This is a genomic window from Martinezella sp. CNPSo 3795 (genome assembly GCF_057784475.1).
On record NZ_JBXSOQ010000005.1, the window covers coordinates 135807 to 149862 of the forward strand.

15 protein-coding genes are annotated in these 14056 nt (G+C 60.1%); 8 read left to right on the plus strand and 7 right to left on the minus strand.

Going from position 1 to position 14056, the window contains the following annotated elements:
• Positions 1–20 precede the first annotated feature (20 nt).
• The 3 genes from AC13QY_RS16285 to AC13QY_RS16295 all read right to left on the minus strand — a co-directional run bounded on the left by AC13QY_RS16285 (position 21) and on the right by AC13QY_RS16295 (position 2199).
• On the minus strand, positions 21–419 hold the full coding sequence (locus AC13QY_RS16285; protein ID WP_210252932.1) for a hypothetical protein: 399 nt from the start codon (positions 417–419) through the stop codon (positions 21–23).
• Positions 420–675: 256 nt separating this feature from the next.
• Complete coding sequence (locus tag AC13QY_RS16290; protein ID WP_162746364.1) at positions 676–837, minus strand: hypothetical protein; 162 nt, start codon at positions 835–837, stop codon at positions 676–678.
• A 165-nt stretch (positions 838–1002) separates the two neighbouring features.
• On the minus strand, positions 1003–2199 hold the full coding sequence (locus AC13QY_RS16295; RefSeq protein WP_488493763.1) for a LysR family transcriptional regulator: 1197 nt from the start codon (positions 2197–2199) through the stop codon (positions 1003–1005).
• Between AC13QY_RS16295 and AC13QY_RS16300 the strand changes: the two genes are divergently transcribed.
• From AC13QY_RS16300 to AC13QY_RS16320, 5 genes are all read left to right on the plus strand, one after another.
• Positions 2096–2386 (plus strand): hypothetical protein, encoded by a 291-nt coding sequence (locus AC13QY_RS16300; RefSeq protein WP_233788618.1) that lies wholly within the window; start codon positions 2096–2098, stop codon positions 2384–2386. The genes AC13QY_RS16295 and AC13QY_RS16300 overlap by 104 nt on opposite strands.
• Before the next feature lie 288 nt (positions 2387–2674).
• On the plus strand, positions 2675–3583 hold the full coding sequence (osmF, locus tag AC13QY_RS16305) for a glycine betaine ABC transporter substrate-binding protein OsmF (protein ID WP_069611224.1): 909 nt from the start codon (positions 2675–2677) through the stop codon (positions 3581–3583).
• Positions 3584–3816: 233 nt separating this feature from the next.
• Complete coding sequence (locus AC13QY_RS16310) at positions 3817–4983, plus strand: ABC transporter permease (protein WP_113390034.1); 1167 nt, start codon at positions 3817–3819, stop codon at positions 4981–4983.
• Positions 4980–5927 carry an ABC transporter ATP-binding protein gene (locus AC13QY_RS16315; protein ID WP_113351273.1) on the plus strand — a complete coding sequence of 316 codons (948 nt, stop codon included), beginning with the start codon at positions 4980–4982 and terminating at the stop codon, positions 5925–5927. Before AC13QY_RS16310 ends, AC13QY_RS16315 begins: the two co-directional genes overlap by 4 nt.
• The gene (locus AC13QY_RS16320; protein ID WP_113351274.1) at positions 5924–6673 is read left to right on the plus strand and encodes an ABC transporter permease; all 750 of its coding nucleotides are present in this window, start codon (positions 5924–5926) and stop codon (positions 6671–6673) included. The genes AC13QY_RS16315 and AC13QY_RS16320 overlap by 4 nt, the downstream gene beginning before the upstream one ends.
• Before the next feature lie 12 nt (positions 6674–6685).
• Here AC13QY_RS16320 and AC13QY_RS16325 read toward each other — a convergent pair whose 3' ends face one another.
• Positions 6686–7081: a YciI family protein gene (locus AC13QY_RS16325; RefSeq protein WP_113390033.1), complete on the minus strand. Its 396-nt coding sequence runs from the start codon at positions 7079–7081 to the stop codon at positions 6686–6688.
• A gap of 178 nt (positions 7082–7259) precedes the next feature.
• Between AC13QY_RS16325 and AC13QY_RS16330 the strand changes: the two genes are divergently transcribed.
• Positions 7260–7655, plus strand: a complete 396-nt coding sequence (locus AC13QY_RS16330; protein ID WP_113332087.1) for a VOC family protein — start codon at positions 7260–7262, stop codon at positions 7653–7655.
• Between the two features lie 57 nt (positions 7656–7712).
• On the opposite strand, the gene AC13QY_RS16335 is transcribed toward AC13QY_RS16330, so the two are convergent.
• The gene (locus AC13QY_RS16335; RefSeq protein WP_095433862.1) at positions 7713–8105 is read right to left on the minus strand and encodes a PRC-barrel domain-containing protein; all 393 of its coding nucleotides are present in this window, start codon (positions 8103–8105) and stop codon (positions 7713–7715) included.
• A gap of 348 nt (positions 8106–8453) precedes the next feature.
• On the opposite strand from AC13QY_RS16335, the gene AC13QY_RS16340 reads away from it, so the two are divergent.
• Both AC13QY_RS16340 and pgi read left to right on the plus strand, forming a co-directional pair.
• Positions 8454–10151: a long-chain fatty acid--CoA ligase gene (locus AC13QY_RS16340; protein WP_113351277.1), complete on the plus strand. Its 1698-nt coding sequence runs from the start codon at positions 8454–8456 to the stop codon at positions 10149–10151.
• Between the two features lie 174 nt (positions 10152–10325).
• Complete coding sequence (pgi, locus tag AC13QY_RS16345) at positions 10326–11951, plus strand: glucose-6-phosphate isomerase (protein WP_113332001.1); 1626 nt, start codon at positions 10326–10328, stop codon at positions 11949–11951.
• Between the two features lie 397 nt (positions 11952–12348).
• Here the strand turns inward: pgi and AC13QY_RS16350 are convergent, their stop codons facing one another.
• Positions 12349–13275 (minus strand): carbohydrate kinase family protein, encoded by a 927-nt coding sequence (locus AC13QY_RS16350; protein WP_113332000.1) that lies wholly within the window; start codon positions 13273–13275, stop codon positions 12349–12351.
• A gap of 77 nt (positions 13276–13352) precedes the next feature.
• On the minus strand, positions 13353–14051 hold the full coding sequence (locus AC13QY_RS16355) for an orotate phosphoribosyltransferase (RefSeq protein WP_113331999.1): 699 nt from the start codon (positions 14049–14051) through the stop codon (positions 13353–13355).
• Positions 14052–14056: the final 5 nt, after the last annotated feature.

Consider the following 14056-nt stretch of genomic DNA (forward strand, 5'->3'; position numbering starts at 1 on the left):
TTTTGCCAGCGGCCAGGCCGTCAATTGTGCGAGAAGTGCGGCTGGCTGTAATAGCGCCAGTGGCCACCGCCGCCGTGCCATCCGCGATGGCCGCCGGCATACCAGCCGTGATGGTATCCGCGCCCGCCATACCAACCGTGGTGGTGGCGATAGCCGCCATAGCCGCCGAAAACACCGAATACCCCTAAGGGGTAGTAGGGCTGGTAATAACCGTAATAGGGTCGATCATAGCCATAATACGGCGCGTAATAGCCGTAATATGGGCGATAGTAGTGATGGCGGTAATAGTAGTGGTGATGATAATACCGATGGACGACCATCCGATGGTGGTGCCCATGGTGATGGGGACGCGCCTCGGCATAGGTTGCCGGCAACACGACCATACCTAGCGCAACCAGCGCTGTTGCCAGAATTTTCATTTCCAGCCTCCTTCAATGCCGGACGTAAACGCTACTCGTATTACTCGCGTCCTCCGGACGATATAGTAAACGCAACAGCGCCTTCGAAAGTTCCGTTATCCCTTGGAGAGCAGGCGTTTTCGCGACATCGCCATAGGTCCGCCGAAGCACGATCACGCGCTTGCCGGCCGATGGTTTCAACCGGCATCGTCAAGACGGAATGAGGAGGACGCAAGGGATGGGACAGTCGCAAAAACGGCGCCCCAAGGCGCCGTTTTCATACCTGTCCGCAGCCATCAGGCATGCGAGAAATGCGGCTTGCTGTGCCAGCGATGATGGCGATGTCCATGCCGCCATCCTTCGTGGCGATGCCAGCCATGATGATGAGGGCGATAGTCGCGATGGTGATGTTGATGCCAGCGGTGGTGGTGATGATCACGCGCCTCGGCATAGGTAACGGGTAGAACAATAATGCCTAATGCGACGAGCGCAGTTGCAAGAATTTTCATCTATGGTCTCTCCTTGGGTGCCGAACGAGCCCCCCGGCTGCGTACGCCCGGACTAACCTAACCCACCTAAACGCGAATATGCTACGTTTGTTCCGCTACCCGCGAGACGACAGCCGCTTTCGTGCCGTTCCCATCTCTCCAACCAGTTCACGAACCGCCTGCTGGATCAACCGGCAGGCTTCCACCGAGGCTTTGCGGCCGTTATGGGCGAGATGATAGGACAGCGGCAATATCTCATCCGGATCGACGATGCGGACCTTGTCGGCAATCGGAATGGCGCTGACGCGGCCGAGAAACGAGACGTAGCCGTGATTGGCAACGAGGTCGACGATGACGGGCAGCGAGTCGGCCGAGGTAATGTCGCGGCCGCGAAACCGGCGGCGGTCGCGACTGTCATAGCCGAAGGCCGTCGCGGCATTACCGATACCGGTCCGGGGGCTCGGCACGCAGAGCGGATGATTTTCGACGAGCGCGGCGAATGTCTGCTCCGTGCTGTCGGGCGGGGCGATCGCCACCATGTCCGTGGCGATCAGTTCCACATGTTCGAAGGCATCGAGGCCGAAGACGGAATCGACGATGGCGACATCGATACGGCCTGATCGAAGCGCCTCGCGCAGATCATCGGCCGTCATCAGCATTAGCGACAGCATGTTGCGGTTGCCGCCGATGTTCCAGCGCGACACCAGGCTTGCAAGCGAGCGGGCGACCCAGCTTTCCGAACCGGTTGGAATGATCGAGCCGATGCGGACCGCGCGTGCAGTGCGCTGAAAGCGCTCGTCCGCCGTCGATTTCATCTCGTCCCAGGCCTGCGCAATGGCGGAGAGAATGGCGTGAACCTGCTGTCCGGCCTCCGTCAGCACGGAGCCTTGCGCCTGCCGCGCGAACAGGCGGCAGCCGAACAATTCCTCCAGATTGGCGATCTGCAACGAAAGCTGCGGCTGGCCAAGACGCAGGCGGCGGGCCGCCCGATTGATACTGCCCTGATCGGCAACCTCCAGAAAGCGTTCTATGGTGGCGATCTTCAGCGGCAGGCGCGCGGCCCATTGGTCATAGTCCCCGGGCGCCGGCGGCTCCTTCACCAGGGTGGAAAGCTGACGCATGCTCGCGAGAATAGGTTGCAGGCCCTTTTGAACCTTCGAACTCGCCAGAAGGGTTGCAAGCTCGCCGGAGGCGCGCTCGACAAGCTTCATGGCCAGCTCGGTCTCTAGCCGGCGCAACGCGCTTGAGACGGTCGAAGCGGAAAAAGACAGCCGCCGCGCGGTCTCCCTCACCGAGCCGACGGAGAACACCATATCGGCTATGAACAATGCGCCGAGATACAAATCAGATCTCCTCAGCGGCAGCGCGCATCCTGGCTCGACCGCAGCAATATCAACAATATCCCGACGATATGATGTGTTCTCGAAAAAAGATATCCCTAAGCCGAAAAGCGACGGCTATCGTTTCCTTGCCGCCTTACCGATCCAGCCGCAAAAATGAGATCGGAACAGCGCCAAACGGGTAAGGGGAACAAAAACAAACGCACTTGCCCCCGAAAAAAGAAATCCAATTTCGCGCGAATGTCGAGTACGCTCGTCATAATCGCGCGACTGCAACGGGTATCCGAAGCACATCGACTTTTCCGCGATGAGCGCTACCTGCCTGAAGCAGCCACGAATTCGCCTGTGGGCTAGCCGCCCGCTCCAAGCCTGCCTGTCCGGACTGCGGCCCTTCAAGGCGGCGCGGGCAAGCAGAAGAACGATTTAACGGGGTACAAAGGGAAACATCATGTTCAAGAAGCTTGCACTTGCCGCCACGCTGACGGCTCTCCTTGCCAGTGGCGCCAGCGCCGCCGACGTCGTCGTCTCCTCGAAGATCGACACCGAAGGCACGCTGCTCGGCAACATCATCCTCGCGGCGCTCAATGCCAACGGCATCAAGGCGCAGGATCGCATCGCTCTGGGCACGACGCCGGTCGTGCGCAAGGCGATTACCGCGGGCGAAATCGACATCTATGCCGAATATACCGGCAATGCCGGCTTCTTCTTCAACAAGGCCGACGATGCGGCCTGGAAGAACCTGCAGCAGGGCTACGATCTGGCCAAGAAGCTGGATTATGACGCCAACAAGATCGTCTGGCTGACGCCCTCGCCCGCCAACAACACCTGGGCGATCGCCGTGCGCAGTGACGTCGCCGGCCCGGCCAAGTTGAAAACCATGTCGGACTTCGGCAAGTGGGTTGCTGGCGGCGGCTCTGTGAAGATCGCAGCCTCTTCTGAATTCGTCAATTCGCCGGCAGCCCTGCCGGCCTTCGAAACCACCTACAGCTTCAAGCTGAAGCCGGATCAGGAAGTCGTGCTTTCGGGCGGCGATACTGCGGCGACGATCAAGGCTGCTGCCGACCAAACCAACGGCGTCAACACGGCGATGGTCTATGGCACCGACGGCGCCATCGAAGCCGCCGAACTGACCGTGCTCGAGGACGACAAGAGTGTGCAGCCGGTCTATGCGCCGACGCCGATCATCCGCGAGGCTGTGCTGAAGGCCAATCCGAAGATCGAAGAGGTTCTGGCTCCGATCTTCAAGGGTCTGACCGCCGACGTGCTGCGCAAGCTCAACGGCCGCATCCAGGTCGATGGCGAGCCGGCCAAGGCTGTTGCCGAATCCTACCTCAAGGATAATGGCTTCCTGAAATAAGGCATTGACGCTGCTCTCGAGCATGATGCCGAAAAGTGTCAACGGTTTTCGGACGACATCATGCTCTACTCCTCTGGTTCCGGAGCGGATTCAGATTTTAGGTCTAGCAGACCTAAAATCATCCGTTCCGGCGGCTCCATTTTGATAAGGTGGAGCCGCGGACATTCGAATGGGCATGATCTTGTCCGAACCCGCCTTGAATTCTGGGCTCATGCGCTGACGGAGCTTGCCTGATGGAAGATGCGCTAGCGGTCCGCAGAGTGGACCGTCTCGGAGTGGTATTGGTGGCCGGCGGCGTGCTGGCAACGGCCTGGATGCCGTTCATCATCGTCAAGGCAAACCGCATCGCCGCCGGCAAGCCACAACTGCTGACGCAGCTTCTTGCCCAGCCGTCGGCCCTATGCCTGCTGGTCCTTCTGGCCGCAGCCGCGCTCGCCGCGCTTTTCCTGCGCAACCAGGTCATTCGCCTCGGGATCGCAACACTCGCGATCGCCATGCTGATCGTAACCCTCGGACTGGTCTCGACGGCCGCAACGCCTGCGGGCAGCACCGTGGCACGTATTACGCCCGGCGGCTGCTTCTGGGTGCTGCTCGCCGTCGTGGGATTGATGATTTCGGACGCGCTGGTCAAGCTGCGGCTGACACCCTGGTTGCGGGTCGCGGCGCTGGCTGTTTATGCAGCGCTGCTTGCCGTCGTCCTGCGCTCCGGCCTGCTCAACAATCTCTCGATCATGAAGGAATACGCCAACAATGCCGACAAATTCTGGCATGAGGCGCTTAACCATGTCTTCCTGTCTCTGGGCTCGGTCGCCATCGCCATCGTGCTGGCGCTGCCACTCGGCATCTTCTGCTATTGGCAACCTGGCATCCGCGCCGTGGTGCTGCGAGCGCTGAGCCTGGTGCAGACCATCCCCAGCCTTGCCCTCTTCGGCATTCTCATGCTGCCGCTCGGCTATATCGCCGCCAACGTGCCTTTCGCCGCCGAGATCGGCGTCAAAGGTATTGGCGTGGCGCCGGCGCTGGTAGCGCTCGTCATCTATTCTCTGCTGCCGATCGTCGCCAATACGGTCGTCGGCCTTGCCGGCGTCGACCCTTCCGTGCGCGATTCCGCCGCCGGCATGGGCCTAACGCGCCGGCAGATCCTGACCGGCATCGACCTGCCGCTCGCCTTCCCCGTCATCCTCACGGGCATCCGCATCGTGCTGGTACAGGCAATCGGCCTCGTCACCGTGGCGGCATTGATCGGCGGCGGCGGCTTCGGTCTTTTCATCTTCCAGGGCATCGGCCAGACGGCCAATGACCTGGTGCTGCTCGGCGCCGTGCCGACGGTCTTTCTCGCCTTCTCATCGGCCGTCATCCTCGATGCGGTCATCGACAGCATCCGGGGACAACGCGCATGACCAGCATGATCGAGCTCAAGGGTGTCACCAAGCGGTATGGCAACGCAACGGTCGTCGACAATGTCAGCATGAGCATGGAGAAGGGCACAATCACCGTCATCGTCGGCACCTCCGGCTCCGGCAAATCGACGCTGATGCGCATGATCAACCGGCTGGTGCCGATATCGGGGGGCCACATCTCCGTTGCCGGCGAGGACATCATGAATGTGCCGGCGACCGAGCTTCGCCGCCGTATCGGCTATGCCATTCAGGGGCACGGGCTCTTTCCGCATCGCACCGTTGCGCAGAATATCGCTACCGTCCCCGAGCTGCTCGGCTGGGAAAAGACGCGCATCGACGGCCGTGTCGAAGAGCTCCTCAATCTTTTCCATCTCGACCCCGGCACCTTTGCCGGCAAATATCCAAGCCAGCTTTCCGGTGGCCAGCAGCAGCGCGTCGGCGTCGCACGCGCGCTTGCAGCGGAACCGGAATTGCTGCTGATGGACGAGCCCTTCGGCGCACTCGACCCGGTCATCCGCGGCAAGGCGCAGGACGACCTGCTCGCCATCCAGAAGCAGTTCGGCACGACCATCGTCCTTGTCACCCACGATATGGACGAGGCCTTTCATCTCGGCGACCAGATCGCCGTCATGAGCGGCGGCAAGCTGCTGCAATGTTCCGAGCCTGAGAAAATCCTGACCGAGCCGGCCGATCCCTTCGTGCAGCAACTGACCGGCACATCCGACCGTGCCTTGAAGCTGATGTCCCTGCTGCCGCTGAAGGAAAGCATGCAGCCGCCGCGGCCGGGCCTAGGCTACAGCCTGCCGCAAACCCTCAATCTTCGCGACGCTTTGGCCGAACTGATCTGGCAGGGCGCGGACGAGGCGACGGTCGAGGACGAGCGCAAGGTGCCCGTCGGCTCGATCTCGATCCAGCACCTGATCGAGCTGGGCCGCAAAGCATGAAATTTCTCGCCGCCAATCTCTTTCGCCTCCTGGCTCTGGCGCTGCTGCTGGTGATGCTCTTCCGTCCGGAATGGCTGATACCTGTTCTGGCACCGCTGACCAAATTCGGGGCGTCTCCGATCTATACGCAGAACAGCCTACCGAGCCTGGCGCTCAGCCATCTCGAGCTGATCCTTGTCTCGATCGCCGCAAGTGGGATCTTGGCCGTGCTTGGCGGTATCTTCGTCACGCGGCCGATCGGCGCCGACTTCCTGCCGCTGTCGCGAGCGATCGCCAATGCCGGCCAGACCTTCCCGCCGGTTGCCGTGCTGGCGCTTGCGATCTCAACCACCGGCTTCGGCGCCGTCCCGACATTCATCGCGCTGTTTCTCTACGCGCTGCTGCCGATCTTCGAGAACACGGTCGCAGGCTTGCAGCAGGTACCCGCCTCGGTGCTCGATGCCGCCGACGGCATGGGCATGAGCGGCTGGCAGCGGCTCTTCCGCGTCGAGCTGCCGCTCGCCCTGCCGCTCATCATCGAAGGGCTGAAAATCGCGACCGTGATCAATATCGGTACGGCGACGATCGGCTCCACCGTCGCCGCCAAGGGGCTGGGTGAAGTCATCATCGCCGGGCTCATCAATGACAACACCGCCTTCATCTTGCAGGGCGGCCTGATCGTCGGCCTCATGGCGGTGCTGATCTATGACGGCATGGAGATGATCGAGCGGTCGGTCACCAGCAAGATCGGCCTTCAACCTCATTGAGGTCGACGCCGATCACAGCTCCCCATCCTTGCCCTCGCCTGACGGCAAGGATGCGCCCGGCAGATAAAGCAGGACCGGCCTGATTTCGTAGATGGCTGTCGGATTGGCGCGGCGCAACTCGCGCGCGGCCTCCACCGCGCCCTCAATCGTCGGAAAATCGACGACGTAGAAGCCCAGCAGTTGCTCCTTGGTTTCTGCAAACGGTCCATCGATCACCATTCCCGCACCTGGCCCCCGCAAAGTGACGGCGTTTTGGGTCGATCCGAGACGCGCAGCCGGCCCCAGCGATCTCTGCGCGACCATGCGGTCATTGATCTCCAAAAGCTCCTTCATGAGCGCGGTATCCTCCTCCTTGCTCCAGGATTCGACGATACTTTCCTCGTGGTAGGCCAGAATGGCGTAGTACATGGATTCTCCCCCTTGAGCCCTATACGTGAGCGCCGGGAGTTAAGCAGACCGATCGCAATCCGGGAACCCCCGGATCTATGCTCGGCTGGAGATATGGCGAGTTTCCCCATGCTTGCCTTCACTGGCTGCCGATGGCATTGGCTGCAATGATATGTCCCGACGATTTATGGAGGCACCGATGGCCAAGATGATTCACTCGATGATCCGCGTGCTGAACGAGGCGCGCTCGATCGAATTCTACGACAAGGCTTTCGGCCTGAAGGTTGCCGACCGTATTGCCTTCGAGACCTTTACCCTGGTCTATCTCAGCAATGCCGAGACCGGCTTCGAGCTGGAATTGACCATCAATCAGGGCCGCATCGAGCCTTATGCGCAAGGGGATGCCTACGGCCATCTCGCGGTTTCAGTTTCGGAACTGAAGGACGAGCATGCGCGTATGACCAAACTCGGGCTCAACCCCGGCAAGATCATCGAACTCAATCGTGATGGGAAGCTTTTTGCATTGCTGTTCTTCGTCACCGACCCCGATGGTTACAAGATCGAGGTGGTGCAAAGGCTTGGGCGGTTCAACTAGCCCAAACAGGGAGCAAGCCCCGCATCGGCGGGGCATCCGGCAGTTCCGCCAGCGCGCTCACATCCAATAGGGCGGCACGCCAAAATAATCGTGGCTCTTGTGGCCATGATTCTTATGGTCGTGGTCGTCCTTGGCAGCGAAGCGGCACGCCTTTTCGATGTCATTCTTGGTCATGCTGACGCGATAGCCATCAATGTGGGCATCGTAGCGCAACTTCTCCCACGGCAGCCGGTAGTGCTCCTGGCCGATGCCGAAGAAACCGCCGAAGCTCAGAATGACGAAAGCGATGCGTCCATCACTTTTTTCCAGCATCAGCCGCTCGATATGACCAATCTGTTTGCCGTCCGAGCCGTACACTCTCGACCCTTCGACGCGATCGCAGGCGACCAGCATCGACATGTCCTTGATGTAAAGGTCACGACCCGAAAAATCGGCACTCTCTTTATGCATATGCGCACCTCCTTTTGGATACGCGTCACATAAACTATGGAGCGTCCGATCTGCTCTTTGGGGCAGCACGATGCTCCGATGGGTTTAAACCCATGGCGCTATTAACGCTCCGTTGTCATAAAAGTTCCAGTACTTTTTTCAAGATTGTAAAAAAACGTGAGCGCAAGACGATTATTGACGTTTACGTCAAGGTTATTGTAGCGTCGGTTTCGCTCCAATGATTTAGTTGAGAGCAAAGACTGCGGCGATGTGAAAAGCGGGAGACTTTTTGATCGTCCAATGACACTCTGCATAGCCGCCGCATATGACGGCGGGGCGTGGTGATGGTGCGTAGAGGAGGAAATGCGCATGAATTCAGTCTCCGCTCCTTCGGATAGACCGCAGGTCAAGAAAATATGGCTCGCCTCCTATCCGGATATCGTACCGGCGGAGCTGCCGCCGCTGGAACATGCATCGCTCGCCGAACTGCTGGAGGAAAGCTGCGCGCGCTATGCCGACAGACCCGCCTTCACCAGCATGGGCAAATCCATCACCTATCGCGATCTCGATCTGCAGACGCGCAAGATTGCCGCCTGGTTGCAGAGCCTCGGCCTGCAGAAGGGTGATCGCGTTGCCGTCATGATGCCGAACGTGCTGCAAAATCCGATCGCAGTTTATGGCATTCTTCGTGCCGGGCTCGTCGTCGTCAACGTCAACCCGCTCTACACGCCACGCGAACTCGAACATCAGCTGCGCGATTGCGGCGCCAAGGCGATCTTCGTTCTGGAAAACTTCGCCCATACGGTCGAGCAGGTTCTGGCCCATACGGATGTGCGCCATGTCGTCGTCACCGCGCTCGGCGACATGCTCGGCGCCAAGGGTCACATTGTCAACTTCATCGTCCGTAAAGTGAAGAAGCTGGTTCCAGCCTGGTCCATTCCCGGCCATCGCAGTTTCAAGAGCGTGATCGCCGAGGGCTCGCGTCTGCCCCTGAAGCTATCGGAACTGACCGGCAGCGACATCGCATTTCTGCAATATACCGGCGGCACGACCGGCGTCGCCAAGGGCGCGATCCTTACCCATGCCAATCTGCTCGCCAACCAGCTGCAATTGCTGCTCTGGCTCCAATCCGCCTATATCAACAAGCCGCGCCCGGAGCAGCTGACCTTTGTCTGCGCCTTGCCGCTCTATCATATCTTTGCGCTGACGGTGAATTCGCTGATGGGCATGTCGCTCGGCGGCCATAATGTGCTGATCGCCAATCCACGCGACATACCGGCCTTCATCAAGGAGCTCGGCAAATACAAGTTCGACATGTTCCCCGGCCTGAACACGCTATTCAACGCGCTGATGAACAATCCGGAGTTTAGCAAACTCGACCTGTCCAATACCGCAACGCTTGCCGGCGGCATGGCGGTGCAGCGGCCCGTCGCCGAACGGTGGCAGAAGATGACGGGCGCCTGGATCACGGAGGGCTACGGCCTTTCCGAGACGTCGCCGGTTGCCAGCGCCAATCGTTTCGACAGCCCGGAATTTACCGGCACGATCGGCCTGCCGATCACGGGTACGGATTTCGATATTCGCGACGAGAACGGCAATTCCCTGCCGCTTGGCGAAGTCGGCGAAATCTGCATTCGCGGGCCGCAGGTCATGGCAGGCTACTGGAAGCAGCCGGCAGAGACCGCGCGCGTGATGACGCCGGACGGCTTCTTCCGCAGCGGCGACATGGGCTTCATGGACGAGCGCGGTTATACTAAGATCGTCGATCGCAAGAAGGATATGATCCTGGTCTCGGGCTTCAATGTCTATCCGAACGAGATCGAGGAAGTCGCGGTCATGCATCCGGGCGTTCTTGAGGCCGCGGCAATCGGCGTGCCCGACCCGCATTCCGGTGAAGCGGTGAAGCTCTTCATCGTCAAGAAGGATCCGGCTTTGACGGAGGCCGACGTCAAGGCTCATTGCGCGGAAAACCTTACCAACTACAAGCGTCCGCGCTTCATTGAATTCCGCACCGAACTGCCGAAATCGAATGTCGGCAAGATCCTGCGCAAGGAGTTGCGCGGCTGACATAATTCGATGTCATTCAGGAAGCCGCTCGTGCTTTTTCACGAGCGGCTTTTTTCGTTTTGGGCGATAGGTGAACTTGATTTACGCCCTACATAGGGAATAGTTTTCGCGACCAATCTCAAAGCGCTTGGCCCGGTTTTGAAGGCCAGCAGCGCGAACCGCAAGGAGCCTCCCATGAACGCCCTCGTCGACCAACTGAAGAGCACCGCATCGGCAACGAAGGCCACGGATATTCGCGCCGCCTTCGCCGCCGATCCGAAACGCTTTTCCCGCTTCAGCGCCTCGTTCGACGATCTGTTGATGGATTACTCCAAGACGGCTGTTAACGACGATATCCTCGCCCTGCTCGAGAAGCTCGCAGCCGAGGGCGGCGTTGCCGCCAAGCGCGAGGAAATGTTTTCCGGCGTCGCGATCAACTTCACCGAAAATCGCGCCGTTCTGCACACTGCGCTGCGCAACCGCTCGAACAAGCCGGTGCTCGTCGATGGCAAGGATGTCATGCCTGATGTCAACGCGGTTCTGGCCGCGATGGGCAAGTTCGCCGACGGCATCCGCTCGGGCGCACTCAGGGGCTCGACGGGCAAGGCGATCACCGATGTCATCAACATCGGCATCGGCGGCTCCGATCTCGGGCCGGTCATGGCAACGCTGGCGCTCGCCCCCTACCACGACGGCCCGCGTTCGCACTTCATCTCGAATATCGATGGCGCCCATATCGCCGATATCCTGAAGCTCGTTAAGCCGGAAACGACGCTCTTCATCGTTGCTTCGAAGACCTTCACGACCATCGAGACGATGACGAACGCCCAGACGGCGCGCAAGTTCATCGCCGACGCGCTCGGCGAAGCTGCCGTGCAGCATCACTTCGCCGCCGTTTCGACGGCGCTCGATAAGGTCGCCGCCTTCGGTATCGACAGTGAACGCGTCTTTGGCTTCTGGGATTGGGTTGGCGGCCGCTATTCGATCTGGTCGGCGATCGGCCTGCCGCTGATGATCGCGATCGGCCCGGAAAACTTCGGCAAATTCCTCGATGGCGCGCATGCGATGGACAACCATTTCCGCCAGGCGCCATTCAAGGAAAACCTGCCGATGCTGCTCGGCCTTATCGGCTTCTATCACCGCAACGTGCTCGGCTATCCGACGCGTGCGATCCTGCCCTATGACCAGCGTCTCTCGCGCTTCCCGGCCTATCTGCAGCAGCTGGATATGGAATCGAACGGCAAGGGTGTCACCATCGACGGCACGCCGGTCGAAGGCAATTCCGGCCCGGTCGTCTGGGGCGAGCCCGGCACCAACGGCCAGCACGCCTTCTATCAGCTCATCCATCAGGGTACGAGCATCATCCCGGCCGAATTCATGATCGCCGCCAACGGCTTCGAGCCGGAGCTGCGCCACCAGCACGACCTGCTGATGGCCAACTGCCTGGCACAGTCGGAAGCGCTGATGAAGGGCCGCACCTTCGAGGAAGCCAAGGCTCAGCTCACCTCCAAGGGCATGGACGACAAGAAGGCTGATTTCATCGCGCCGCACCGCGTCTTCACCGGCAACCGCCCGTCGATCACCTTCGTCTATGACAAGCTGACGCCCTTTGCGCTCGGCCGCCTGATCGCGCTTTACGAACATCGCGTCTTCGTCGAGGGCGTGCTCTTCCGCATCAACTCCTTCGACCAATGGGGCGTCGAGCTCGGCAAGGAACTGGCAACAGGCCTGCTTCCGGTCATCGAAGGCAAGGAAAGCGCCGCCGGCCACGATTCCTCGACGCAAGGGCTGGTGGCAGCGCTCGCAAGCCGCGCGAAGTAAGCTGATTATCCACCTCCTCCTTGACGGGGGAGGTCGCCGCAAGGCGACGGGTGGGGGTGATTGAGCTCTCCGCATCGGAACGACCAAAGGATCACCCCACCTCGGCATGACGTGTCGACCCTCCCCTCAAGGGGAGGGTTTTGCTGGCTGAACGCTCTATCCAAATATGTCGTGAAAGTACCCCCCTCTGTCAGCTTCGCTGACATCTCCCCCACAAGGGGGGAGATCATTGGGAGTTTGCCGCGCGCTCCGCAAACAAAGCAAGCGCAGTCGGTTCGATATCAGCTTGAGGTGATGAAGCGCCGCGAATTACCGATCTCCCCCCTTGTGGGGGAGATGTCACGACAGTGACAGAGGGGGTGCAGTACTCTCCCCGCTTCCGAAAGCCGATAAACGATTACAGCCCGATCTCATGTGCCCAGGGCGGATTTGCACCCGCGCGCGACACAGTCACCGCCGCAGCCTTGGCGCCCAGAGCAAGCGCATCCTGCAACGCCTTCTCGTTCAGCGATGCCACCTGCGCCTTGGTCAGCAGATTGTTCATCTTCAGCGATGCCAGGATGCCGGCATCGAAGGTATCACCAGCCCCGACCGTATCGACGACAGTGACGCGCTCGCTCGGCACCGAGACCTTCAGCGACTTCGTATAGCCGGTTGCGCCTTCGGCACCCTTGGTGATGACGACGAGCTTGGCGCCCTGGTTCAGCCAATGGGCGGCGAGTTCGTCGTGATTGCCAGCAATACCGAACCATTCCAGATCCTCATCGGAGAATTTGAGAATGTCGGACATGGCAGCCATCCGGCTGATGCGACCCATATGAGCCGCCTTGTCCTTGATGAAGCCCGGACGAATGTTCGGATCTAGCGAGATGACGCGGCTCTGGTGCTCGCGCTTCATCAGCGCCTCATAGGTCGCGCCGCAGGGATCGGGGATGAGGCTGATCGCACCGAAATGCAGAGCTTCGCAATCAGTACCGAGCGTCGGGAGATCCGCCTCGGTGATCATGCGGCCAGCCGTGCCTTCATCGTAGAAGGCATAGGTCGCCTGACCATTGACGAGCTTGACGAAAGCAATCGTGCTTGGACGCGGCGTGATGGCGCAATAGCTGAAATCCACCTTGGCGGCCGACAACGTGTCGCGCAGGATTTCGCCCATCATGTCATCGGCAATGCCGGTGAAGAAGCCCGTGGGAATGCCGAGACGACCAAGCGCGATCGCAGTGTTGAAGATCGCGCCGCCGGCGTAAGGGGCGAAGCCCTTCTCACCCAGCGTCGTATCCCGCGGCAGCATATCGATCAAAGCTTCGCCACAGCACAATATCATTCCGGCCTCCCAAAGAGCGCGTCTGTCTTATCCAGTTACATAAATCGATTAGATAGATTCAATGCAAAAGCAAAGTGTCAGTTTGTCGGCAGCTCCGAAATGCCGCCATTCCAGCCGGACCAGGCGAGCGGCGCATTGAGAAAGGCCTCGACTTCTTCCAGCGTCTTGTCGTCGAACAGCTTCTGCTCCTTGGCGACGGCGAGCACTTCGCGCCAGGTCGTGATGTATTGCAGGCTGACTTTCCGGTTGGCAAAGCGTTCGACCGCCTCGGGAAAGATGCCGTAATAGAACAGCGCCATGCCGTGATCGACGATGCCGCCAGCCGCACGAATGGCGTCGATGAAGGTGAACATGCTGCCGCCAGCCGTCGTCAGATCCTCGATGACGAGCACGCGGGCGCCCTCCTTCATGTCGCCTTCGATCTGGGCATTGCGGCCATGGCCCTTCGGCTGCTTGCGCACATAGATCATCGGCAGGTTCAGGCGCTCGGCGAGGAAGGCGGCAAAGGGGATGCCCGCCGTCTCGCCGCCGGCGACGCAATCGAACTGCTCGAAGCCGACATTGCGAACGATGAGGCTTGCGGCGAAGTCCATGACTGTCGAGCGGATGCGCGGATAGGAAATCAGCTTGCGGCAATCGATATAGACAGGACTCGCCATGCCGGACGCGAATTTGTAGGGCTTGTCGGCATTGAAGTGGACCGCCTTGATCTCCCAAAGCATCCTGGCCATCAGCTCGGCCATGACAGTGCGATCGGTGAATATCATCTGGGTCATACGAG